We start from the raw sequence: 20,302 nt of genomic DNA on the forward strand, positions 1-20,302 counted from the left end.
GTCCAAAAGCAGACGCCGCTTCACGCACGCAGCGGCGCGGCTCCTAACCGGATAATTTGGTCACTTCCTGCTTTAGAGTATTGCTTCATGCCCAGAGTTCTGCTTTCGCGAAGAGGTGTAGTTAAGCATCTCGCCTCCATCAATGTCACTCACGATGGCTCGCTCCGACTTAGCCTTGTCAGGGAAGGTTCGAGCGAGATGAGATGGTTGTTTTCGTCCCGCAGACCTGCGCTTGAAGAAGTGGAAAGGACAGCTCGAAAGACCAAGGAGATCTCGATACATACGAGTGGGCGAGTCAACTATCACTTCGACCAGGCCGCGCCGCGCTTTATCCCGCCTCTGATGGACTTGGTCGAGTCGGTCACAGTCGTTGGCTACCGAATCCCTGCCTTTGACTTGCTCGACTCAGTGCAGGACGATCGGCAGGGTGACGTAGCTGTTGAAATCCCCGAAAGTTGCACAGGCGTGATGCAGTTTCACTTCCTCATACTTCCGGCTGTTGTTCCTACCTTACACGGCGAGGTAACCAGGTTCGGTGTTGAGGGACTGTTTGCTCTCGCTTGCGTGAACACTGCTGACGATCTGCAGCCCCTGCCGCCTGGCGTTCCCGAACGCGCGTTCGTAACGCTCCGTCCTAATGATGGCTTCGCCGAGCAGGCGATCTCAGAGCCGAATGCGTTCCTGCGCTTCAGAAAATCGATGTTCGCCAACAATGTCCGGGCCGCTGCCGATTCAGCCGGCACCCCCATTCCAGAGGGCCTGATCGAGGCGGCTATTGCTGAAGGGCCAGGGCTGTATCCGCCCAACGGCGAGGGTATATGGACTGTCGTTACCGCAGCTGAGATGCGTAACCCACCTGCTCTAAACGTTCATTTCGAGGAAGAAGGGTTGAAGGCCGAGGTTGTAGACCTTCGCCCCGGTGATACACGGCTCGCAACTGTCCGTGTTCGGTTCCGAGTACGAGACAGCAGCGGGCGCCACATCAAAGGGGTTGTGCCAATACGGCGCATCGAACTGGACGCAGAACTCTGAACTCCTGTCCACTTGGTGCTTGAATGCCTGCTTACGGGCCGACAGCGACATTGCGGCGGCGCGTCTTCAATGACCGCAACCAGCCTATATGCTCATGTGACAACTATGTGCAGATGGTTTTCCTGTGATGGCTCTCAGGCCCGCAGGATGCGGGTCACGGTTGGGTGGCCAACTGAATATCTGGACATATAGATTCGGCCCATTGAAGTCTTGAATTCCAGGTGATTGACCCCATGTTCAGATCATGGAAAAAGAAGACGCAAGATACCAAACACTGGAGCAACTGCACGAGCGGCGCAAGCAAGTCATTCGGTTGCACAAGAAGGGCATCAAGGTGATGCAAATTGTGGCGATGACTGGACTGAGTCATCCGACAGTGCGATCAACGATTGATCTGTTCGAGGCCGGCGGTTGGGCAAACGTGCGGCCTACTCCTCGCGGACGGATTAAAGGCGACGGACGCGTGCTCAGCTCAGCCCAAGAAGATGCCATCCAGCGCATGATCATCGACAAACGACCTGAGCAGTTGAAGATGGACTTCAGCCTTTGGAGTCGAGCTGCGGTGGGGCAACTCATTGAGCAAGAATTTGGCATCAAGCTGCAGGTGCGCAGCATTGGCAAGTACCTCGCGCGCTGGGGTTTTACGCCGCAAAAGCCGATCAAACGCGCCTACGAACAAAGCCCGGCTGCTGTGCAGGCCTGGCTTGAGGGTGAATACCCCGCCATAGAGCAGCGCGCCAGAGCTGAAGGGGGCGAAATTCACTGGGGTGATGAGACCGCACTGGTCAACACTGATGTGCGCGGCAGGAGCTATGCCCCTGCAGGCAAAACACCCGTGACCATGGCGGTGGGTGGCACGCGCCAAAAGCTGTCGATGATTGCCACGGTGACCAATCAGGGCAAGACAAGGTGGATGATCATTGATGAGGCATTTGATGCAGAAAAGCTGATTGAGTTTTTGCAGGCCTTGATCAAAGATGCGAGCAAAAAGGTCTTCCTGATCCTGGACAACTTGCGCGTGCACCACAGCAAACTGGTCAAGGCGTGGGTAGCTGAGCGCAAAGAACAGATCGAGCTTTTTTACCTGCCCAGCTACAGCCCGCAACTGAACCCAGAAGAGCGGCTGAACGCGGACTTGAAGCAGGAGATGGGCAAGCGCGTTCCAGTGCGAACCAAAGCCAAATTACGCGAAGCTGCCAACGAACATATGTTGATGTTGGAGAAAACACCCGAGCGGGTTATTGACTACTTCCAGGACCGTCGGGTTCGATATGCTGCTTAAACTTCAAAGGGCCGGAGCAATAGTTATTCCGTAGAGTTTCACTGGTGATCCCACTTCAGGAGATCACCATGGGAATCACTCAACTGAACCACCCACCGCTACGTCGAGGCTGATCTTGCGATGACAGAGCGGGCCCTTGCGAGGCTGGAGGAACCCAATACCAATATGAGCCGATACAAAGCTCCCGACTCGCTTATGCAATTCCTTCAGACACTGTAACTATGCGCAGATTTCGCTGGCCCCGCAGTCTCACCGACAGAGGGGCCAGTGTCATTCACAAAACAACATCTGCGCATAGTTGTCACCTGAGCATAGAGGCTGTTATGTAGATCTCTACATAACAGCCTAAAGAAGCCCCTCGCCCCTCTAACTCAACTCAACTCTTCGTGATCCTGCAACACAGCGATAAAGCCGCTGCAATCGCCGGTCAGCCATTGCAGCACTTCAACGCATCACACTGAACGGAATCAGAACGTCCCAGCGTAAGACCCACCATCGGCCAACACGTTTTGGCCCGTCATGTACGCCGCTTGCTGGCTGCACAAGAAGGCACAGATCGCACCGAACTCTTGCGGGTTGCCATAGCGGCCTGCGGGGATTTGCGCTTGCTGAATCACACGCAACTCTTCCACCGTTTTGCCTTGCTTTTGCGCCATGGCGGGCAGCGTGGCGCGGATGCGGTCGGTGTCGAATTTGCCGGGCAGCAGGTTGTTGATGGTCACGCCTTTGGCGGCAATGCCGCTGCGCGAAGCCCCCGCCACAAAACCCGTGAGGCCGCTGCGTGCGCCGTTCGACAAGCCCAGCACGTCGATGGGGGCCTTCACGGCGCTGCTGGTGATGTTGATGATGCGGCCAAAGCCGCGAGAGGCCATGCGGTCCACGGTGGCTTTGATGAGCTCGATGGGTGTGAGCATGTTGCCGTCGATGGCCTTGAGCCAGGCCTCACGGTTCCAGTCGCGGAAGTCGCCAGGTGGCGGGCCACCGGCGTTGGTGACGACAATGTCGTAATCTTTGCCGGGGCCGCCAGCGACGTTCCAGATGGCTTCGCGTCCGGCTTCGGTGGTGATGTCCACCGCGACCGCGATCAACTGGACTTTGCCGCCGGTCTCGGCACGCAAGTCATCCACGGCTTTGTTCAGCACTTCAGCACCGCGAGCCACCATGACCACGTTAACGCCCTCCAGCGCCAAGGCCCGCGCACAGCCCCAGCCCAAGCCTTTGCTGGCGCCACCCACCAAAGCCCACTTGCCTGCAATGCCCAAGTCCATGTCAATCTCCAGAAGTTGATGTGGTGCGACCCGCTGGCCGCGTGACCCAAAACACACCGCTCAAGACCAGCACGGTCCCGGCGATGATCCATAGGTTGAAAGCTTCGTCCAAAATCCAAACGCCCATCAGCAGCGTGGCCATGGGGCCGATCATGCCGATTTGCGCCGTCAGCCCGGGGCCGATGCGCTCAATGGCTATCATCACCAGCAAGACCGGCAAAACGGTGCAGGCCGTGGCATTCAGCAACGACAGCCACAGCACCGCCTCGGGCACCTGCACGGCCGCCATGGGCCGCAGCAATCCAAACTGCACGATGCAAAAAAAACAAGCCACACTGGTGGCCAGCCCCGCCAGCCGCAAGGCGCCTAGGCGCTGCACCAATTGGCCGCTGTAGGTCAGGTACACCGCATAGGTGACCGCGCTTAAAAAGACCAGCAATGCCCCAAAAGCCGCGTGCGGCCCCGCCAGCCCGACCTCGTTCCCAAACACCAGCAACACGCCCGAATAGCTGATGGCCATGGCCACCCCCTGGCGCTGCGTGATGCGCTTGTTGAACAGCAACCAACCGAGCACCAGCACGATCGTGGGGTTGAGGTAAAGGATCAGCCTCTCCAGCGAGGCGCTGATGAATTCCAGCCCCCAAAAATCCAGAAAGCTCGACAGGTAATAACCGCAAAAGCCCAGGCCCACCACGCCCAGCCAGTCTCTTTGGGTAAGCCGCGCCTTGCCACGCCCAGCCCACCAGGCCATCAGCACAAAAAAGGGCAAGGCAAACACCATGCGCAGCATGAGCAGCGTGACCACATCAACGCCATGGCGGTAAGCCAGCTTGACGATGATGGCCTTGCCACTGAATGCGATCGAGCCCGCCGCTGCCAGCATCAAGCCGGTGCTCAGGGCCGATGCCGGTGCAGTGGCAGCGCGGGCGTGGTCCATCAAAAGCCCACGGCCTGGCCGTCGCGGCGCGGGTCGCTGGCAGCCTGGTAACCCTGTACCGCCGGATCACCCATGCGCCAAATGAACTGGCCTGCGCCAAAGTCTTGGTACGAGTCGTTGATGATGTCCAGCTGATGGCCGCGTGCAATCAGCGCTTGCACGGTCTGGCCATTCATCGCGGCTTCGACGTTGATGTTCAGGCCCGTGTTGAAGCGCCAACGCGGTGCATCGCACGCCGCTTGCGGGTTCTGGCCGTAGTCGAGCATGCGCACCAGTGTTTGCATGTGGCCCTGCGGTTGCATGTTGCCGCCCATCACGCCGTAGCTCATCACAGGCTGGCCGTCTTTGGTGAGGAAAGCCGGGATGATGGTCTGGAACGGCCGCTTGCCCGGCAACACCAGGTTGGCGGGGTTGGGGCCCTGCAGGTCGGTGCTGAAACCGTGGCCCCGGTTTTGCAGGCTGATGCCGTACGTGGGCTCAACCACACCCGAGCCAAAACCCATGTAGTTGCTCTGGATGAAGCTGATCATCATGCCGTTTTCATCGGCGGCCGTCAGGTAAATCGTGCCGCCCTTGACCGGGTTACCCGCCTTGAAGTCCTGCGCCTTTTTCATGTCGATCAGCTTGGCGCGGCTGGCCAGATAGGCGGGGTCCAGCATCTGCTCGGGCGGCAGCTCCATGAAGCGCGGGTCAGCCACATAGCGGTACAGGTCGGCAAAGGCCAGCTTCATGGCTTCGATCTGCAGGTGCTGCGAATCGGCGCTGTCCACCTTGTGGCTGGCCAGGTCAAAGTTGGACAGGATACCCAGCGCGATCAAAGCGGCGATGCCCTGCCCGTTGGGCGGGATCTCGTGCAAGGTGTAGCCCCGGTAGTCTTGCGCCATGGGCTTGACCCACTCGGGCTTGAAGTCGGCCAGGTCTTTGGCGGTGATGCTGCCGCCGTTGTCCTTGGCGAACTTTTCAATCGCTTGGGCAATCTCGCCGCCATACAGCGCTTGGCCTTTGGTGGCGGCAATGGCCCTGAGACCACGCGCTGCGTTTTTGAACTGGAACAACTCGCCCACCTGCGGCGCACGGCCCCATGGCAAAAAGCTTTGCGCAAAGCCCGGCTGCGACTGCAGCTCGGGCGTGGCGGCTGCCCATTTTTGCTGCACCACCACCGGAATCAAAAAACCCCGCTCGGCCACCTCAATCGCAGGCTCCAGCAAATCGGCAAAGGGCAGTTTGCCAAAACGCTCGCTCAAGGCCACCCAGCCCGCGACCGCGCCGGGCACGCTGACCGAATCAAAGCCGCGCTTGGGCGGTGTTTTGGCTTCGACGCCGTACTTGCGGTGGAAGTATTCGGGCGTCCAGGTGGCGGGCGCAGGGCCAGAAGAATTGAGGCCGTGCAGTTCTTTGCCGTCCCACAAAATCGCAAACGCGTCCGAGCCGAGGCCACAACTGACGGGCTCGGTCAAGGTAATGACGGCTGCAGCAGCGATGGCGGCATCGACCGCATTGCCGCCCTTGAGCATCATGCGCAAACCCGCTTGTGCGGCCAGCGGGTGCGAGGTGGACACCACATTGCGCGCAAACAGCGGTAATCGGGTGCTGGCATAGGGGAACTGGTAATCGAAACTCATGTCAATCCAGGGTGATCTTGCGCTCGGTGATGATCTTTTTCCATTTGGCCGATTCACTGGCCAGCATGGTGGTGAACTGGGCGGGTGTGCCGCCTACCGGCTCGATGCCAAAGCGCTGGAGCTTGTCCATCACCTCTGGGTCTTGCAGCGCCTGGTTGGCGGCGGTATTGACGCGGCTGACCACTTCAGGTGGCAAGCCTTTGGGGCCAAACAAACCAAACCAGGTGTTGGACTCATAGCCCGGTAACACATCGGCAATGGCGGGCACGCCAGGGGCCAGGGGCGTGGCTTTGAGCGAGGTCACACCCAAGGCACGCAAGCGGCCTTCGCGCACATGCGGCATACCGGTGGGCAAGCTGTCAAACAAAACATCCACTTTGCCGGTGATCAGGTCAGGAATGGCCAGTGCCGTGCCTTTGTAGGGGATGTGCACCACAAACACATCGGCCTGGGCCTTGAACAGCTCGGCCGACAACTGCACGATGGTGCCGTTGCCGCTCGATGCGTAATTCAAACGGCCGGGGTTCTTCTTGGCGTGGTCGATCCACTCCTTAACGGTTTTGGCGGGTGAGTTGTTGGGCACCAGCATGATGCTGGGGGCGTTGCCCAAATGACCAATCGGCGTGAAGTCGCGCACCGCGTCGTAAGGCATGCGCGGGTTCAGGTTGGGGCCAATCGAGTGCGTGCTGGAGGTGGACAGCAGCAGCGTGTAGCCGTCGGGCGAGGCCTTGGCGGCCAAGTCTGCGCCCAAGGTACCGCCTGCCCCGGGGCGGTTTTCCACGATCAGGGCCACGCCCAATTTTTCACCCAGCTTTTGCGACACGGTACGGGCGAACAAATCGGTCGCGCCACCGGCCGGAAAAGGCACGATCAGACGCACGGGCTTGTTCGGGTAGCTTTGCGCTTGCGTCCAACCCGCCAAAAGCAAGCCGAGCGTTGCAGCGCACACCGTGCGCAAGAGGTTTCTTTTGTTCATGGTGATGTCCTGTCCAAGATCTGCTCAGCCGAATTTGCCAAGTTAAAGACGGTTACATTTTCGCAGAGCAAGACCTGGCCTGTTGCACACAAGTGACAAGCCCATGAAAGCTGTCAGATGTTGGAACTGCACCAATGACAACGGCCTCCGAAGAGGCCGTTGTGAAGGTCAGGTCAAAGGACGATCAGTCTTCGACAAAAGCCTGTTCGCGTTTGGACTTGATCGATGGCAAAGCCACGATGATCAAGAGCAGCAAGGCGACAGCCAACAAGGTGGCCGACAAAGGACGTGTCACGAAGACACTCCAGTCACCGCGCGACAAGAGCATGGCGCGCCGCAGGTTTTCTTCCATCATCGGACCCAGGATCAGGCCCAACAGCAAGGGTGCTGGCTCCATGCCGAGTTTGATGAAGGTATAACCCACTACACCGAAACCTGCCACCATCCAGATGTCGAAGGTGTTGTTGTTGGTGGAATACACGCCGATCGCGCAGAACAACACGATGGCAGGAAACAGCCAGCGGTAAGGGACAGACAAAAGCTTGATCCAGATACCGATCAAAGGCAGGTTCAAGATGATCAACATCGCGTTACCCAGCCACATCGAAGCAATCAGACCCCAGAACAACTCGGGGTTGCTGGTCATGACCTGAGGGCCGGGCTGGATGTTGTGGATCGTCATCGCGCCCACCATCAAGGCCATCACGGCATTGGGCGGGATGCCCAGTGTCAACAGGGGAATGAAGGAAGTTTGCGACGCCGCATTGTTGGCCGATTCAGGGGCGGCTACGCCTCGGATGTTGCCCTGACCGAAGGGAACCTCGCCAGCGTTGAGCTTGGTTTTCTTCTCAATCGTGTAAGCGGCAAACGCAGACAACAAGGCACCACCGCCAGGCAAGATACCCAAGGTAGAACCCAGGAAAGTACCGCGCAGCACAGCAGGAACCATGTTCTTGAAGTCTTGTGCGGTGGGCATCAATCCGGTCACTTTGGCGGTAAAGACTTCGCGTTGCTCTGCTGGTTTGGCCAGATTGGAGATGATTTCGCCATAACCAAACACACCCATGGCGATGACAATGAAGCCAATGCCATCGGTCAGCTCAGGAATATCAAAACTGTAGCGGGCCACACCCGAATTCACGTCGGTGCCGATGAGACCAATCAGCAGACCCAAGATGATCATGCCAACGGCCTTGATCAACGAGCCGGAAGCCAAAACAACGGCACCGATCAGGCCCAAAACCATCAGGGAGAAATACTCGGCAGGGCCAAACTTGAAAGCGACTTCGGTCAAAGGCGCAGCAAAGGCAGCCAAGATCAAGGTGCCCACACATCCAGCAAAGAAGGAACCCAAGCCAGCAGCCGCCAAAGCAGGGCCAGCGCGACCTTTGCGGGCCATCTGGTAACCATCGATCATGGTCACCACCGACGAGGCTTCCCCCGGGAGGTTCACCAAAATGGCGGTGGTCGAGCCGCCGTATTGCGCGCCGTAATAGATACCGGCCAACATGATCAAAGCGGCGATCGGTGGCAAGGCATACGTGGCAGGCAAAAGCATGGCGATGGTGGCCACAGGCCCCACGCCGGGCAAAACGCCAATCAAAGTACCCAGCAAACAGCCAATCAACGCATACATCAGGTTTTGAAAGGTGAAAGCCACCCCAAAACCAAGGGCCAGGTTGTCAAACAGTTCCATGAATTATTTCTCCTCAACCTGTGATGAACGATGGCCAAACCGGGAACTGCAAATTGAGCAGCAAGACAAATGCGCAGTAACTGCCGATCGATAAAATCGTGGCCAAAATCAAAACCTCTTTGAGTTTAAAAATGTCACCAGCGCGGCTGACCACCAAGGTGGTGCCAAAAATGGCAGCGATCAGGCCCATGGCCGGAATACCGAACTTGGGCAGACCACTGAGCAAAATACCAAAAATCAAGTTGCCCGCAATGATGAAGAACAATGGCTTCCAGGCCCATTTGCCGATTTTGTCGCCATCGGCAGTTTTGACAACGACCGCTTTGAACATGGTGTACAGGCCAATCACGCACAAGAGGGCACCCAAGAGCAATGGGAAATAACCCGGGCCCATGCGGGCCGCTGTGCCCAGGTTGTAACCCATAGCTCCTATGGCAAAGGCGCCACCCACCACTGCATAGAGCAGGCCCGCGAAAAAGTCTTTTTGACTTTGGATCATGAAAAAAATCTCCTCTGATTTGAGTTGCGGCAATTCTGCGTGAATCATAGGGGTTCACGGATGTGGGTAACACCTATGCTCACGGAATGAAGAAATCATGGTTTACCCTGATCTACACCTTGCATGGTGAGTGTCTGACCCAAAGGCATTGACTTGACCAGCGGTTTAAAAACCTTGAGCCATTTCAAAGCGGGCAGGCCCCAATTTTTCTCAACGGCATGGGCCGCTTGCAGCAAGGCATCGCTTGAAGGTCGGCTGGCGGTGCGCTGCGCCAGCACGATGGCGTTGCCCTCTCGTGTGGGCTTGAATACCCACACCGCATCTTCACCAAAGGCGGCGCATATCTTTTCCACACTCTCGGCATAACTCGATGAGCGGCCAAACAGGTTGACCGTCATGCAGCCTTGCGGGGTCAGCAGTTCGCGACAGTGGCGGTAAAAATCGGGCGTGTCCAGCACCGGGGCGGCCGCCTCTTCGTCGTACAAATCGACCTGCAGTGCATCCACGGTGCCGCGCCATTCGTCCTTCTGAATTTCGAGCGATGCATCGGCCAGCACCACGCGCAAGCGCTCATCATCAGGCGGCAGGCGAAACCAACCCCGGCAAGCGTGCAACACGCCCGGGTTCAGCTCCACGGCGGTGCAGGCCATCTTGAGTTTTTTGTGACAAAACTTGGTGATGGTGCCCGCGCCCAGCCCCAACTGCATGGCGTGTGCCCCCTTGACTTCGACCGGCGGCAAAAACAAGCAACCACGCGAACATGCGCTGCACATATTCCAGCTCGATGTCGTAGGGCCGGTCGAGAAACATGGAACCCTGAATCCACTGGGTGCCCAAATGCAGGTAACGGATCTCGCCGTCTTCGGAAAAATTAACTTCGGGCGGTTTGATGGGTTTTTTTCGGGTCATGGGGCGTGATGTTACAGAGCGGCGATTGAGCAGCGGGCGATGCGGCCCAGAAAAAACCATCGCTCGCCAATACACACATGGCGCCCATTGCACTCACAACCACATGGCATCCCAATATAAGCACAACCCACAGCGCTGCGACGGGTGCGTCGGGCGCAGGGCTAGCCAGCGGCAAGTCAAAATCGTCGCCTCAGCCATTTACCAACTGATGCGCTGATCAACCTCAAGTCTGACCCATAGACAATCAGCAGCACCAACGCCGCCAAGCCTTTTCATAGTTCCTGCTCCAGACGATAGCGGTTGATCAGGCGATAAATATCGGTTCGGTTGCGCCCGCATAATTTTGCGGCATCATTGATCCGCCAACCGCTCACCTGCAAAGCCAGTAGCAGTGCCTCGCGTGTCAGCAGGTCCCGCACGAGCGTCAAACCAAGCTGGTCAGCCCAATCCAGCCGCGCCTGCTGCACAACATCAAGTGTGATGACGTGCCCCCCGCAAATGGATGTGCAGCGTCTAACAAAATTTTTAAGTTCGCGAACGTTACCTGCCCAGGCCATATTGCTCATTTCTTTCAAGCCAGCGCCACTGAAGGCAACCGTCAATCCTGTTGCGTTGCAGACACTTTGCGCCGCAAAATACTGTGCGAGCAATGCAATGTCAGATCGTCTTTCTTTCAGTGCCGGTAACTTCAGCCGGGCACCTGCGATGCGGTAATAAAGGTCCTGCCGGAAAAGCCCGTTGGCGCACATGAGTTCCAGGTTCTTGTGGGTGGCACAGACCAGCTGGAAGCTCACGCGCTTGGCAGAACCTCCGCCCAAGGCCCGAAGCTCACCGGTGTCTAGCACCCGTAGCAGCTTGGCCTGCGTCTGCAGTGACATCTCGCCGACCTCATCAAGAAACAGCACACCACCGTCGGCCTGCTGAATCAACCCGGCACTAGCCTTGGTAGCACCTGTGAAGGCACCCTGCGCGTAGCCAAAGAGTTCTGACTCTATCAATGCCTCGGGCATGGCCGCACAGTTCAGACTGACCAGGGGCCGGTCAGTTTTCGATTTGCAGATAATGCCAGCCACCAACTCCTTGCCAGCACCAGTAGGCCCGGTGACCAGAATACTGGTTAGCGTTTGGGCCAGCTTGCGGGCTTGCGAAACAAGGCGAACAACACTGGGGTTCGTGGTGACGAGATCGTCTTCCTTTACACACCCCACCACAAGTGCTTCGTTGTGCGTGGCATGCAATATCCGGGCTATGGTGTGGGCTTGATGGGCAGAATCATCCGAGCCGCGCAACGCCTGGTCTGCGCCCAATTGACTCAGGCGCATCAGCCCGGCTACGGAATCAAATTCTGCAAAACCGAAAATCGGAACTGTGGGCGTCAGCCCCCGCAGGACAAAGCCAACGGGAACGGCCAGCGGGGGGTATGTCAAATGCACATCAGCAACCCAGGCACGGCAAACTGGCGATGCGTTTAACAGTTGCGCCAGACTGACCATATCAGGCACAGCGCGCGCCGTTATATTTTTGCGCGCCAAAGCCACGACCAGAGATGCGGCTTTTTGTGCGTCCTGCACCACGACCCACACGATCGGAACCTGATGGTCCCCGGCCATGGAAACGGATGCTGCAACGGCAAGGCCGGAGGCCACTGAAGCAGCTTGCACATCCAAATCTCTCAATGTTGTATCCACAGGAGATGCAGTCTGTGCGGGCATATGCAGGTACGAATAGTCTGTTAGACGTGCGACATCAGCTCGAACGCTTTCTCAGGCGGCATCAGTCGGTAAAGAGAGCTCATGTGTATATCCGCAATGGCAGCAGCGACGCGATAATCATTTGCGCACTGTCGTAAAGTCATTCGCAAGTAGTTGTCAATTGGATCTGCGCGCACCCGACTCAAGTCAACGAGCTGCTGAATGGAGTCAGATCTACCCCCATCCATCAGATCTTCAAGATGTAGCTGCTCAATCCGCCCGTAGTCAGCAAGTGCCGCAGCACTGCGCACGACTGATCGCAGTTGCCGTACATTGCCTGGCCAATCCCCGCTCGCCAACATCGCCAGGCAACCATCTTCAAACATGACATTGCGGTCTGTATCGTCTCCATTTAATTCTCTTGCAAATTTTCGCGCCAGGGCGGCGATGTCGGTCAGACGCTCGCGCAGCGGCGGAACACGCAGTTCTTTGACAGAAAGGCGGTACAGCAAGTCCTCCCTGAATTGCCCGGCCGCCACCAGCGCTGACAAATCCTGATTGGTCGTGGACAAGATTCTGATGTCCACTTTTACCGTGGCGCCTGAACCGACAGGTCGTACCTCACGCTCCTGAATGACGCGCAGCATTTTTGCCTGTAGCGACAGCGGTAAGGCCGCCACCTCGTCCAGCAACAAAATACCCCCCTCAGCCTCGCGTATGAGCCCGAGTTTTTCCCGGGTGGCACCGGTGAATGCGTTTTTCGCATGACCAAAAAGCTCTGCATCAGCAAGGTCTAAAGGCAGTGCCGGGCAGTTGAGTACCACCATCGGCTTGTTTGCACGGCGACTGATTTTATGTATCAGCGACGCACAAAGCTCTTTGCCACTTCCAGAAGGTCCTGAAATCAGCACGTCGCTATCACCCAGAGCCAGCAGATCTATCGATGAGGCCAGCGCATTGGTCCGCGCGCTGTGAGCGCATAGCGTTTGCCGACTGACCGTAGCGGTCTTTGTGACAGGTTTGAGTGTGCGTTCAATGGTCTGATGCGACGCGTCGTGAGCAATCAGATTGCTGACGCCCGCCTGGATGAGTTGCATGCTGGTCTCAGGCTTATCGTCGGACAACCAGACGAATATGGGTGTTGCAGGAACCACACGACGTATCGATGCAATGTCAGCCAGTATGGGGCCTGCCGAGTCCGCCAACACCACCATCGGCACACTTTTCGAATCGAGCAATGAGAGCCAGCTGGTTGTCTTTGGGCAGTCATAAACAGACCAGCCCGTTTGCTCCGCAAGCGCTTGAATAACAAACAGCTGCTTGAGCGTCAAATTTTTGTGGAAAACAACTGTCATCGCGTTAGATGCCAAATATACGCAGAGTTACACGCGTCTACCATTGACCATGCCGCAGCAATACCGCCAGCGCTGGCAGGTCGAGTTGTTTTTCAAATGGATCAAGCAGCACCTGCGCATCAAGACGTTTTATGGCACCAACGAGAACGCGGTCAAGACGAAAATCTGGATCGCGGTCTGCACATACGTGCTGATCGCTATTGCCAAGAAACGCTTGCATCTGCCCAACAGTCTTCATGAAATCCTACAAATCCTGAGCTTGACCATGTTTGAAACAACCCCAATAAATCAACTACCTACACCAACCGAGCCTGACAAACATTCGGAATTTGAGCCTCAACAGCTCTCTCTCCTCTGAAAAACGTTGGGACACTACTGGCTTTTTTTGAAATCTTAAGTAACAAATCTTAGCAATATTCATGCCTTAATCCGTTCCGCAACCTGCATGGATGCTGGATTGATGGGGCTTCTAGGGGCGACTATTTGGTGAAGTGTCGAAACCCGCCCCCAATCTTGTATGCCCCTTTGTTTTATATTGTAAGTACGCTTACCTTATCTGCGCAACCAGTTGAATCGCCCCGGGGCGATTCAATTCAACGCGTCAACACCGGCAACAAATTTGCCAACCGGGGCATGAGTTGCACCAGACGTTCGGCCATAAACGCAAGCGCCACGAGCAGAAGCCACCAAGACAACGCAAGCTTGATCGGTACAGAGACATCTTGGATGGAAACCTGTGGTGCGGCTTTGTTGATCACCCCCAGTGCCAGGTCTACCAGTAACATAACCAGAAGAATGGGGGCCGCAAACAGCATGGACAGCACGAACAGGCTTTTGACCTCGTAATACACGAGATTCAAAAACGATTGACTCATAAGCGGCAGTGCGTGTTGTGCGGGCCATGCCTTGAAGGAGACCGACAAGGTTTCGACAAACAGCATGAGGCCGCCGCTGCTTAAAAACAGCATGATGAACACCTGTTGCAAAAACGTGCTGGTCACACTGACCTGGTTGCCTGAAAACGGATCCGTAGACTGGGTAAAGGTCAACTGGTTTTGAAAGTCAATCAACTCACCCGCCTGGGACAAGGTGTGAAACGGCAGCGCCCATAAAAACCCGATGCCCATGCCGATCAGGATTTCTTTCATGACAAAGAATGGCCAGAGGCCACTACCAGCCAAGCCGCTAAAGCCGGGCGCACTGGACGCGTTAAAGCCGGCATAGGCAAAGAAGACCGCCAGAGGAAATGCAAACGCGAGCCTTGCTGTGGCTGGCATGACTTCCTTAAAAAACAGCGGCAACATCCACAAGGCAGCAGCGGTACGCGGGAAAGTCGCGAACACGGCACTGAACCACGAGATACCCAGCCCAGGCAGGTCAAGCAGGTTCAGGCTGGCCGCTGTCGTCATTTGCGCCTGGGTTTGAGCATCTGGGCAAACATTTCGTCGCCAAAGTGGCGCACCTGCCCCCCAATCCATTCAGATGACAGCGCCAGCACAATCGAGACAACAACCAGTTTGATGGCAAAGCTGGCGCTGCTGTCTTGCAACTGGGTCACTGCCTGAAACAGCGCCCAAACCAAACCCACGACAGTAGCCGCCACAATGACAGGGGCCAGCACCATAAGGGCGACCACCAGCATGCGCTGGGACAAAACGATGACTTCACCTGTCAGCATGGCAAGTCCTTTGCAAAATTGACGATCAATACAGGTCGCGCCATGACTATCGGTATGACAACACCATCACCTGAAAAAGTTTGGTCCAACCGTCCAGCACCACAAAAAGCAGCAGCTTGAACGGCAACGAAATAATGGTGGGCGACAACATTTGCATGCCCAGCGTCATGATGACGGTGGCCACAATGATGTCAATCAGGATGAAGGGCAAAAACAGCAAAAAGCCGATTTCAAAGGCCGAGGTCAACTCGCTCAAGGTAAAGGCGGGCGCAAGAATCACCAGATCATCGGGCTTGATGTCGGCAGCCACTTCGGGCGGCATGATCTCTTTGGCTGTTTGTAAAAAAAACTGCCGCTCCTTCTCGCCGCTGTGCTTGGCCAAAAACTTGCGCAGAGGCTCGCGCGCCGACTGTGCCAGCCCAAGCATCTGGGTGGTGCTGCCCAGTTGCATGCCACCGCGGAGATGGTCCTGCTTGCCCAGAGCCTCATAGCCTACCGGATACATCACGAAAAAAGTCAAGATGATCGCGATACCGCTGGTGACCGTAGGCGGTGGCACGTTTTGCAGCCCGAGCGCATTGCGCAACAGCGACGTGACGATGATGATCTTGGTATACGACGTGACCATGACTGCCAGCAAAGGCACCATGGACATCGCCGAAAACACCAATAAAAGGTAAAGAGGATCCATTGATGAGGCCTAGCCGCGCAGCAGCCTGCTGTGTACGCTGGTGACCAACACCCCCAAAACACCGCCAATGTCTGTGAGCTCGCCAGTCGCAACCTCAGCGCCATTGACCAGCAGGCGCACGCCAAGGGGGTCAATCGGCCTGTTCAGGTCAATGGTGTAACCGGGTTTGAGTTCAAGCAGTGCATCAAGCGCTATGTCTGCTGTGCCTACCTCGAACATCACCTTCAAAGCCAAGCCAGCCAGCGCAGACCCATGCTGGTCTTCCTGGCTAGGGTTGGTGTCAATGTCCTCGGTGGCAGGGGCTTGACTGCCATTTTGTAGCGATGCATCGTCAGACTCAGGTGATGGGAAATTCATGGCGTGTGCCGTTTCATGGTTAGATGTTTTGAGGCCGTTCCCCGAACCGCTCTGGCCACCGACACTTGCCAGTGCGGGCACTACAAGCAAGCGTGATGCCTGTTCCTGATCCATATCAACCCAGACACTCCAGTTGATGTGCTTTGAACAAACCCGAAGCCTGCGCAGCCAGCCTTTGTCTGTGCCGAAGTTATGGCGCAGCCTTACCCAGCTGCCAGGTTGTAGCTGTTTAAGCTCAAGTGCAGTGAGCTCAGTCCAGCCGCATTGCAGCGAAAGTTCAAGCGGCAGGCCGCCAAGGCACAACTCACCTGATGGCGCGACTCTGCACCGATAGCTGTGCAGCCAGTCGTAGGGCATGCGCAACTGGCAGCGCACAGGCGCATTCATGTGCTCAGAGCGCCACTCAAGCTCGGCAGACACCATCGATGCCGCGCTATGCGGCATGTCTACCGCCATACTTTGCGACAGGGCACTGCGGCTGCCCAGCCCAGCTTTGACAACGTCAAGGGCAAAGCCAAAGGACTCCTCCAAAAGATCCAACAGCCCTGTGCAATACGCCTCAACCGCCTGGATGCGGTCAATCTCAGGCATGTGGCCTATCGGGCCCTTCAAAAGGGTGCCCAGTGTGGCGGGGCTGTCAAGAAGCAGCCAGGCGGTACGCGCATCACCCACTATTTCCAGCCAGGCGCGCTCAGCAAATGGCGTGTTCTTTTTGACCCAGGTCAGCGCAGCATCGCCCGCCACCACGGGGGCAGACCCATACAAGCGGTTCAAACCCAAAGCATCGGGCTTTTCAAGTCGGGGGAGTTTGACAGGGTGCATCTGGGTTGCCGAAAGTTGGTGCTTTACACAAGTAGCGCCGGCTAGTTTGCAGCGCTACTTCGGGCCAGCGGGTTTTGCCATAGTTCGACAGCCTCTTCTTCAGCCCGCGTATCGGCTTTGGTCGATATTTCGGCCAGCTTGCGCTTGTAGATCAATTCAATACGCTCACGCTCGCGCCTGGCTTTGAGGAAGCCTGCGCGCACCTCGTCGGCACGCAACTTGGCCTCCAGCAGCTTGTACTCGGCATCCAGAATCCGGGTTTCACAGATCAGGTCTGCCCTTTCAGAAAATTTGCGCTCGGCCTGAAATTGCGTGACCTGCTGCGACTCCACCAGTCCCGCATTGGTCAGCGCTGAAAACTGCCGGATCATGGCTGCCAGATGTTGCCGGCCGGCTTCTTGCTCGCGCCGGTGGCCTGCGTGCTCTTCACGCGCTTCACCGACCTCGCGCAGCGTGATGTCAAGCATCGTTTTTGCCCGCTGCTCACGCTGTTGGCGCAAACGCAGCAGCTTGAAAAGGCGATCAATCATCAGAAAAGTCCCCCGTCGCCTGGTCGTCGTCCCCACAAGTCGGTTCGTCGCTTACCCCGGCGTCGTGAAAGTTGGCGTCCATTTCAAATATCTTCTCAAGGTAAGACAGCTGCGTTCTCAAGCGCCCGTCAATCAGCCCGTCGCTGGTCTGCAAGATCACATCACCATCGTCAAGCTCCAGGCTTTCTTTGACAATCAGCCGGACCCGGTTAAGCGACCCGTCCTGCGCAGCACGCTGGCGTGTGCGAAAGTCTTCAAGTGCATTGCGCAACATGGGCGCAGTTGCAGGGGACACCATAAAAACCAGCGGTGCGTCTTGCCAGAACTGCTGGACCAGTCGAATGGCGCGTTGCTCCAGCGCAGCGCCGGGCCCAGCGTCATGCAGCATTTTTTCTACACATGCCACAGCGGCCCACGCCACCTTCTGGCGCAATCGCTGTGCAGTCTGTGCAACATCATGATGAAAATCAAGCGTCAGGCGCGTCAGTTCAGCATGGGCCAGTTGTTCACCACGCTGCACTGCCGCCTCTACCTGTCGCTCGCATTCATGCTGCGCCTGTAGTCGCATCTCATTGCACTGGACGCGTGTTTTTTCAAGCAAATCTGAACATTCATGCAACGTGCCCAGTTGATCCGGGCTTAGCACATTGTTGGCGGCCACCAGCCGCACATTGCGGTCAGACCACAAAAGCATGGTGACGTCCCTCGCCATAAAAAGGTGCTACGCCGCTGTGCGTCATACAGCTGCAATCAATTGACGCGCCCGCGCCTGAAACTCAGAAGGTACCGGCTGTCCAGGCTGGGTTTGTGCAAAAACGGCCGTGGCAAAACGCGCGTCCTTCACCACCCGAATGTCTTCAGCCCTGGCCGCCGTCAACAGCTTTTCACCACTCACGCCAGACGCATGAATCAGCACCAGCGGCTCTGGGTTGAACTCTGGGTTGTCGTACAGCCCCAGGACCGAACCCGCACCGTCCAGCACCATCACCTGACAAAACCCAAGGTTGCGGTACATGCGCTCAAGCGGGTCATCGCCCTGCGCCTCTTTGCGAGCCTCTTGGACCTCCTTGCTGGGACTGTCGTCTTTTTGCTCACGTTTAAGTTCGGTTTTGCTCATGTACTGCTCTTGGTACCAAATACGGCGCTGAATCATGTAGTCGATGATGGCCAGCACAATCAGGCACAGGGCACTCCATAGAAAAGTTTGCGCCATCACATTCACCGCTACTTGCAGCCCAGCCCCAATGCTGCCCTTGGGCAGCCCCAACACGTCCGGCGCAAATGACTTCACGACAAAAAACAAGCACAGCCCAATCGATGCCATTTTGGCGATGGACATGAGGATCTGCGTCAGCGAGCGTTTTGAGAAAAGCCGCTTGAAGCCTTCAGCCGGGTGAATGCGCTCCAGCTTGGGCATGGCCGCCGCGATAGCCAGCAGCGGCCCCACCTGCAAAAAGTCAAACGCCATAGACGCGGCTGCAACCAGCAGCAGCATAGGCAACAGCAGTGAGACGCCTAGCTGCACCGTGTATAGGCCCAACTGAAGATAGGCGTCTTTTTGCCCCCTGCCGATGGCGCCTATGACGCCATTGAGCAAGGCCCCAACGTCTTCTGCGATGACCCGAAACTGAAAGAACAGATAGATGCCGATCGCCAGAAAAGCAACCGTTTTACTGACATCGACACTGCGCCCCACATTACCCTCTTCGCGAGACTTTCTAAGTTTTCGCGCAGTGGGCTTTTCGGTCTTTTCTTCTGAAGAGCTCATGGTGTGGGCAGGGTCTGTACATCAAAGGGTGGGCTCAATTCAGTTCAAACCCCTGCACAGTGCATCTGCAGAACGTCATGTTCAAAACCGACGCCCCAAAGGATTTTTCGCACCCCTCAGCACCTGGTAAGTTGATTGTTGACCTTATGCGCTTGTGATTGGGCTTTGCAAGATGTCACACCACACCGGTGCCTCATGGCTCTTGCGTTTTCTTTTTCTCTTCGTTTTTATTCACCTTGGGTTCAGGTGCGAACAAGTTAAGCAAAGAAGCTATCGAGGTAGGCCCCACCCCACCAAAAATGCCCGCAAGAAAAGAGAAGACTTTTTCAAAAGATAGCCCATTTGAGGCTCCGCCCGCGTCAGTTTTCTTGACAGTTCCGGCTACAGTTCCGTTTAGCGTATTGACTCCAGGCGAGATACTTGAAGTTTCAGTAACGTTTAGTGGCGATTTTTCCCACGTGGGCGTGGACTCTGGAACGTTATTAGGGAAGATACGTGATCCCGGGTTGACGCCGACTCCGCTTACACCGTTTGTCATTGCTGTTCTCCTTTTGATTAAGTTGATTTCATTGTTCAATACACCGTCTTCACTGGACCTCAAAGGTCAAGGCTATTGCGTCGGCTCGATGACGTCTCAATTTGCGTTCGCCCTGAGCCTGTCAAAGCCAGTGCAAGCCTTCGACAGGCTCAGAGCGAACGGTTCATACATCACTGAGCCGAACCAATAAGTTTTGCCCCTCATGTCCTCGACCCTTATGTCTAGTGCTGAGTGGGTATAAAAGGCCTCGTCTGATGGACAAGTTTTTGACCATGTCATACCACCGTGCCCTAGGAGGGGTTTTGCTGGGGGGCGGGTTCTTTGCTGGGCGGGATCAAACCAGGCACCCCACACCATTTAAGAAATTTCAGAACCCCTTGGCCAAGGGGATTGTTGGGGTTGTATTCAAATCCAAAAGCCTTGCACGCTTCAATAAGACACTCGAGGAGAGCTGTCGGGTTGTTCGCCTTGGCTTCAGTGTTGGAAGCCGGTGTTTCAGACTGGCGCCCTGTTTGCTGAGTTTGCTGAGTTTGCGCAATGACCGGGGGTGTGACGCTCGGAAATGGATTGTTGGAGACTATCCGGCTAGTGTTGTTGCTAACCCAGCCGCCGATGTTATTTGGCATACAAAAGTCCTTTCGTTGTGTTGTG

At 56.4% G+C, this 20,302-nt stretch carries 20 protein-coding genes and 1 pseudogene; 3 read left to right on the forward strand and 18 right to left on the reverse strand.

All coding sequences use genetic code 11. The annotated features are described in order from the left end of the window. The first annotated feature begins 87 nt into the window (after window positions 1-87). Window positions 88-1,032: a hypothetical protein gene (locus tag HEQ17_RS01580; protein WP_296290945.1), complete on the forward strand. Its 945-nt coding sequence runs from the start codon at window positions 88-90 to the stop codon at window positions 1,030-1,032. A gap of 244 nt (window positions 1,033-1,276) precedes the next feature. Further along, the gene (locus HEQ17_RS01585) at window positions 1,277-2,314 is read left to right on the forward strand and encodes an IS630 family transposase (protein ID WP_296290946.1); all 1,038 of its coding nucleotides are present in this window, start codon (window positions 1,277-1,279) and stop codon (window positions 2,312-2,314) included. A gap of 467 nt (window positions 2,315-2,781) precedes the next feature. Here HEQ17_RS01585 and HEQ17_RS01590 read toward each other — a convergent pair whose 3' ends face one another. From HEQ17_RS01590 to HEQ17_RS01630, 9 genes and pseudogenes are all read right to left on the reverse strand, one after another. Then, the gene (locus tag HEQ17_RS01590) at window positions 2,782-3,582 is read right to left on the reverse strand and encodes an SDR family oxidoreductase (RefSeq protein WP_296290947.1); all 801 of its coding nucleotides are present in this window, start codon (window positions 3,580-3,582) and stop codon (window positions 2,782-2,784) included. 1 nt (window position 3,583) lies between these two features. Further along, a complete protein-coding gene (locus HEQ17_RS01595; RefSeq protein WP_296290948.1) occupies window positions 3,584-4,519 on the reverse strand; it encodes a DMT family transporter in 936 nt (311 codons plus the stop codon). Continuing rightward, a complete protein-coding gene (locus HEQ17_RS01600; protein WP_296290949.1) occupies window positions 4,519-6,141 on the reverse strand; it encodes a gamma-glutamyltransferase family protein in 1,623 nt (540 codons plus the stop codon). Before HEQ17_RS01600 ends, HEQ17_RS01595 begins: the two co-directional genes overlap by 1 nt. A gap of 1 nt (window position 6,142) precedes the next feature. Continuing rightward, on the reverse strand, window positions 6,143-7,117 hold the full coding sequence (locus tag HEQ17_RS01605) for a tripartite tricarboxylate transporter substrate binding protein (RefSeq protein WP_296290950.1): 975 nt from the start codon (window positions 7,115-7,117) through the stop codon (window positions 6,143-6,145). A gap of 184 nt (window positions 7,118-7,301) precedes the next feature. After that, the gene (locus HEQ17_RS01610) at window positions 7,302-8,813 is read right to left on the reverse strand and encodes a tripartite tricarboxylate transporter permease (RefSeq protein ID WP_296290951.1); all 1,512 of its coding nucleotides are present in this window, start codon (window positions 8,811-8,813) and stop codon (window positions 7,302-7,304) included. 13 nt (window positions 8,814-8,826) lie between these two features. Continuing rightward, window positions 8,827-9,312, reverse strand: coding sequence for a tripartite tricarboxylate transporter TctB family protein (locus HEQ17_RS01615; RefSeq protein WP_296290952.1), 486 nt, complete (start codon window positions 9,310-9,312; stop codon window positions 8,827-8,829). Between the two features lie 95 nt (window positions 9,313-9,407). Next, window positions 9,408-10,221, reverse strand: a pseudogene (locus tag HEQ17_RS01620) (spermidine synthase). A 272-nt stretch (window positions 10,222-10,493) separates the two neighbouring features. Next, complete coding sequence (locus HEQ17_RS01625) at window positions 10,494-11,909, reverse strand: sigma 54-interacting transcriptional regulator (protein WP_296290953.1); 1,416 nt, start codon at window positions 11,907-11,909, stop codon at window positions 10,494-10,496. 44 nt (window positions 11,910-11,953) lie between these two features. Next, entirely contained in the window at window positions 11,954-13,267 is a 1,314-nt protein-coding gene (locus HEQ17_RS01630; protein WP_296290954.1) for a sigma-54 dependent transcriptional regulator, read from the reverse strand. Between HEQ17_RS01630 and HEQ17_RS01635 the strand changes: the two genes are divergently transcribed. Further along, window positions 13,233-13,625 (forward strand): transposase, encoded by a 393-nt coding sequence (locus HEQ17_RS01635; RefSeq protein WP_296290955.1) that lies wholly within the window; start codon window positions 13,233-13,235, stop codon window positions 13,623-13,625. The genes HEQ17_RS01630 and HEQ17_RS01635 overlap by 35 nt on opposite strands. Window positions 13,626-13,860: 235 nt before the next feature. Here the strand turns inward: HEQ17_RS01635 and HEQ17_RS01640 are convergent, their stop codons facing one another. From HEQ17_RS01640 to HEQ17_RS01680, 9 genes are all read right to left on the reverse strand, one after another. Further along, on the reverse strand, window positions 13,861-14,745 hold the full coding sequence (locus HEQ17_RS01640) for a flagellar biosynthetic protein FliR (RefSeq protein WP_366938006.1): 885 nt from the start codon (window positions 14,743-14,745) through the stop codon (window positions 13,861-13,863). Continuing rightward, a complete protein-coding gene (locus HEQ17_RS01645) occupies window positions 14,673-14,945 on the reverse strand; it encodes a flagellar biosynthetic protein FliQ (RefSeq protein WP_296290957.1) in 273 nt (90 codons plus the stop codon). Before HEQ17_RS01645 ends, HEQ17_RS01640 begins: the two co-directional genes overlap by 73 nt. A 46-nt stretch (window positions 14,946-14,991) precedes the next feature. Next, window positions 14,992-15,636 (reverse strand): type III secretion system export apparatus subunit SctR, encoded by a 645-nt coding sequence (gene sctR, locus HEQ17_RS01650; protein WP_296290958.1) that lies wholly within the window; start codon window positions 15,634-15,636, stop codon window positions 14,992-14,994. Between the two features lie 9 nt (window positions 15,637-15,645). After that, window positions 15,646-16,815, reverse strand: a complete 1,170-nt coding sequence (locus tag HEQ17_RS01655) for a FliM/FliN family flagellar motor switch protein (RefSeq protein ID WP_296290959.1) — start codon at window positions 16,813-16,815, stop codon at window positions 15,646-15,648. Between the two features lie 41 nt (window positions 16,816-16,856). Further along, on the reverse strand, window positions 16,857-17,345 hold the full coding sequence (locus tag HEQ17_RS01660; RefSeq protein WP_296290960.1) for a hypothetical protein: 489 nt from the start codon (window positions 17,343-17,345) through the stop codon (window positions 16,857-16,859). Then, entirely contained in the window at window positions 17,338-18,039 is a 702-nt protein-coding gene (locus HEQ17_RS01665) for a FliH/SctL family protein (RefSeq protein WP_296290961.1), read from the reverse strand. The genes HEQ17_RS01660 and HEQ17_RS01665 overlap by 8 nt, the downstream gene beginning before the upstream one ends. Before the next feature lie 42 nt (window positions 18,040-18,081). Beyond that, the gene (locus tag HEQ17_RS01670; RefSeq protein WP_296290962.1) at window positions 18,082-19,113 is read right to left on the reverse strand and encodes an EscU/YscU/HrcU family type III secretion system export apparatus switch protein; all 1,032 of its coding nucleotides are present in this window, start codon (window positions 19,111-19,113) and stop codon (window positions 18,082-18,084) included. Window positions 19,114-19,306: 193 nt separating this feature from the next. After that, window positions 19,307-19,690: a hypothetical protein gene (locus HEQ17_RS01675; protein WP_296290963.1), complete on the reverse strand. Its 384-nt coding sequence runs from the start codon at window positions 19,688-19,690 to the stop codon at window positions 19,307-19,309. A gap of 251 nt (window positions 19,691-19,941) precedes the next feature. After that, window positions 19,942-20,277, reverse strand: coding sequence for a hypothetical protein (locus HEQ17_RS01680; RefSeq protein WP_296290964.1), 336 nt, complete (start codon window positions 20,275-20,277; stop codon window positions 19,942-19,944). Window positions 20,278-20,302 lie beyond the last annotated feature (25 nt).

The organism is Limnohabitans sp., assembly GCF_023910625.1.
Lineage (GTDB): Bacteria > Pseudomonadota > Gammaproteobacteria > Burkholderiales > Burkholderiaceae_C > Limnohabitans_A.

Coding starts and splice junctions, on each gene's coding strand:
- HEQ17_RS01605 (WP_296290950.1), bottom strand. CDS start 7,117: ATGAACAAAAGAAACCTCTTGCGCACGGTGTGCGCTGCAACGCTCGGC.
- HEQ17_RS01630 (WP_296290954.1), bottom strand. CDS start 13,267: ATGACAGTTGTTTTCCACAAAAATTTGACGCTCAAGCAGCTGTTTGTT.
- HEQ17_RS01600 (WP_296290949.1), bottom strand. CDS start 6,141: ATGAGTTTCGATTACCAGTTCCCCTATGCCAGCACCCGATTACCGCTG.
- HEQ17_RS01660 (WP_296290960.1), bottom strand. CDS start 17,345: ATGATTGATCGCCTTTTCAAGCTGCTGCGTTTGCGCCAACAGCGTGAG.
- HEQ17_RS01665 (WP_296290961.1), bottom strand. CDS start 18,039: ATGCTTTTGTGGTCTGACCGCAATGTGCGGCTGGTGGCCGCCAACAAT.
- HEQ17_RS01585 (WP_296290946.1), top strand. CDS start 1,277: ATGGAAAAAGAAGACGCAAGATACCAAACACTGGAGCAACTGCACGAG.
- HEQ17_RS01610 (WP_296290951.1), bottom strand. CDS start 8,813: ATGGAACTGTTTGACAACCTGGCCCTTGGTTTTGGGGTGGCTTTCACC.
- HEQ17_RS01655 (WP_296290959.1), bottom strand. CDS start 16,815: ATGCACCCTGTCAAACTCCCCCGACTTGAAAAGCCCGATGCTTTGGGT.
- HEQ17_RS01615 (WP_296290952.1), bottom strand. CDS start 9,312: ATGATCCAAAGTCAAAAAGACTTTTTCGCGGGCCTGCTCTATGCAGTG.
- sctR (WP_296290958.1), bottom strand. CDS start 15,636: ATGGATCCTCTTTACCTTTTATTGGTGTTTTCGGCGATGTCCATGGTG.
- HEQ17_RS01580 (WP_296290945.1), top strand. CDS start 88: ATGCCCAGAGTTCTGCTTTCGCGAAGAGGTGTAGTTAAGCATCTCGCC.
- HEQ17_RS01645 (WP_296290957.1), bottom strand. CDS start 14,945: ATGCTGACAGGTGAAGTCATCGTTTTGTCCCAGCGCATGCTGGTGGTC.
- HEQ17_RS01595 (WP_296290948.1), bottom strand. CDS start 4,519: ATGGACCACGCCCGCGCTGCCACTGCACCGGCATCGGCCCTGAGCACC.
- HEQ17_RS01590 (WP_296290947.1), bottom strand. CDS start 3,582: ATGGACTTGGGCATTGCAGGCAAGTGGGCTTTGGTGGGTGGCGCCAGC.
- HEQ17_RS01680 (WP_296290964.1), bottom strand. CDS start 20,277: ATGCCAAATAACATCGGCGGCTGGGTTAGCAACAACACTAGCCGGATA.
- HEQ17_RS01640 (WP_366938006.1), bottom strand. CDS start 14,745: ATGGATTGGGGGGCAGGTGCGCCACTTTGGCGACGAAATGTTTGCCCA.
- HEQ17_RS01670 (WP_296290962.1), bottom strand. CDS start 19,113: ATGAGCTCTTCAGAAGAAAAGACCGAAAAGCCCACTGCGCGAAAACTT.